Source organism: Pseudomonas edaphica (assembly GCF_005863185.1).
Classification (GTDB): Bacteria; Pseudomonadota; Gammaproteobacteria; order Pseudomonadales; family Pseudomonadaceae; genus Aquipseudomonas; species Aquipseudomonas edaphica.
The window spans coordinates 1-2,293 of the sequence record NZ_VBVZ01000812.1 but is presented as its reverse complement, the minus strand read 5'-3'; the positions used below and the strand labels follow the sequence as shown (position 1 = coordinate 2,293).

Below are 2,293 nucleotides of genomic sequence, written 5' to 3'. Positions count from 1 at the left end.
TGTCCGGGCTTGGCACCTTTGTGCAGGCGCGCACATTCGGCCCGGTGGGTTCCGGCCTGTTGTGCCTGCAAGGCACCAGTTTTTCGTTTATCAGCGTGATCCTCAGCGCCGGGTTCATGGTCAAGGCGCGCGGCGGTGGCACCGACGAGATTCTCTCGACGATTTTTGGCATCTGTTTTTTCGCCGCGTTTATCGAGGTGGTGCTCAGCCAGTTCATCGGCAAGCTGCGCAAGCTGATTACTCCAGTGGTCACCGGCACCATCATTACCTTGATGGGTTTGTCGCTGATCAAGGTAGCCGTCACCGACATGGCCGGCGGCTTTGGGGCAAGCGACCTGGGTGCAGCGGGTAACATGGGGCTGGCAGCTCTGGTGCTGTTGACCATCGTGGTCCTCAACCGCTTCAGCAATCCGTTCCTGCGCCTGGGCTCGATCGTGATCGGCTTGACCCTGGGTTTTGTCGTTGCCTGGATGATGGGCCGTGTGGATTTGGCCGCCCTGCCCCAGGTGCCGTTGATCAGCGTGCCGGTGCCGTTCAAGTACGGGTTCTCGTTCGATTGGGTGGCGTTTATCCCGGTGGCGGTGATCTTTTTGATTTCGCCGCTGGAGGCTGCCGGAGACCTGACCGCCAACTCGATGATTTCCCAGCAGCCGGTCAAAGGCCCGCTGTACATCAAGCGCATCAAGTCCGGCCTGTTGGCCGACGGCCTCAACTCGGCGATGGCAGCCACGTTCAACAGCCTGCCAATGGTGACCTTCGCCCAGAACAACGGCGTGATCCAGCTTACCGGCGTGGCCAGCCGCTATGTCGCGTACTTTATCGCCGGCCTGCTGGTGCTATTGGGGCTGTTCCCGATGATCGGCGCGGTGCTGCAACTGATGCCCAAACCGGTACTGGGTGGTGCCACGCTGATCATGTTCGGCACCGTGGCCGTGGCCGGGATCAAGATCCTCGCCGAAGCCGGGCTGCACCGGCGCAATGTGCTGATCGTGGCGATATCCTTAGGCATGGGGCTGGGTGTGGCTGCCGTGCCGGAAGTGCTGCGCGACCTGCCCAAGGCGTTGCACAACATCTTTGAATCGCCGATCACCGTGGGCGCGTTCTGTGCAATCCTGCTGAACATTTTCTTGCCGGAGGAGTTCTTAGAGCTGGAAGAGGATGAATTTGATCCGGAGTCCTCTACCCTCAAGGTCATGCAGGATCCGGACGTCACGAAATAGGAGCACCTTTGTTATGCGCAAGCTCATGGTTCTATCGTTACTGCTGCTGACCTTGAGCGCCTGTGCGCTGTTCCCCAATCGCGACCCGGTCAATATCAGTGTGGTGGGTATCGAGCCGCTGCAAAGCCAGGACCTGGAAGTGCGTTTCGCCGTGAAGCTGCGGGTGCAGAACCCCAATGAAACGGCGATCGACTACAGTGGTGTGGCCCTGGACCTGGACGTGAATGGGCGCCCATTGGCGTCCGGCGTGAGCGATCAGGCCGGAAGCATCCCACGCTTTTCCGAGACAGTGCTGATGGTGCCGGTGAGCGTTTCGGCGTTTTCTGTGCTGCGTCAGACCTTGGGTCTCAGCCAGACCCAAAGCCTGAACAACCTGCCTTACACACTGCGCGGCAAACTCGCAGGTGGCCTGTTCGGTACCATGCGCTTTGTGGAACGCGGCACCCTGGACCTGCCCAACACTGCGACCTGGTAACGGCCATGCAACCGACGTTGTTTACTCAAAGACTGATCCTGCACCCATTGACCCTGGAGGATGCCGAGGACACCCAGGCGCAATTCGCGCACTGGGACGTGGTGCGTTACCTGTCTGCCGAGGTGCCCTGGCCGTACCCGGCGGACGGCGCTCGCCGCTACCTGGAACAGGTGGCCTTGCCGGGCATGGCCCGTGGCGACCAATGGCACTGGTCGATCCGCCTCAAACACGCGCCGCAACAGTTGATCGGCAATATCAACTTGACGGACGAGCAAGACGACAACCGAGGGTTCTGGCTGGGCCCGCAATGGCAAGGCCAGGGCTTTATGACTGAAGCCTGTGCGGCGGTGACGGAGTACTGGTTCGATGTGCTTAAACGCCCGCGAATGCGCGTGCCCAAGGCTGCGCCTAACCTGGCGTCGCGGCGGATTTCCGAGCGCACCGGGATGCGCCTGATCCGCACGCAGATGGGTGAGTTTGTAGAAGGTACGTTGCCACGCGACATTTGGGAGATTACCCGCGAAGAGTGGTTGGTATTCAGATCTTCCAAACGCTGAAGATCTGATGTGGGAGCTGGCTTGCCTGCGATGGCCTCAAC

General features: G+C 60.4%; 3 protein-coding genes. All 3 read left to right on the top strand.

Going from position 1 to position 2,293, the window contains the following annotated elements; genetic code table 11:
• Nucleotides 1–1,220: nucleobase:cation symporter-2 family protein (locus FEM54_RS30790; RefSeq protein ID WP_138454088.1), on the top strand; the 1,220-nt coding region annotated here is incomplete at its 5' end.
• Between the two features lie 13 nt (nt 1,221–1,233).
• Nucleotides 1,234–1,695, top strand: coding sequence for an LEA/WHy family protein (locus FEM54_RS30785; protein WP_017138141.1), 462 nt, complete (start codon nt 1,234–1,236; stop codon nt 1,693–1,695).
• Nucleotides 1,696–1,700: 5 nt separating this feature from the next.
• A complete protein-coding gene (locus FEM54_RS30780; protein WP_138454087.1) occupies nt 1,701–2,252 on the top strand; it encodes a GNAT family N-acetyltransferase in 552 nt (183 codons plus the stop codon).
• Nucleotides 2,253–2,293: the final 41 nt, after the last annotated feature.

Excerpts from the sequence above, each read along its gene's own strand:
- FEM54_RS30785 (WP_017138141.1), top strand. The coding sequence starts at position 1,234 with ATGCGCAAGCTCATGGTTCTATCGTTACTGCTGCTGACCTTGAGCGCC.
- FEM54_RS30780 (WP_138454087.1), top strand. The coding sequence starts at position 1,701 with ATGCAACCGACGTTGTTTACTCAAAGACTGATCCTGCACCCATTGACC.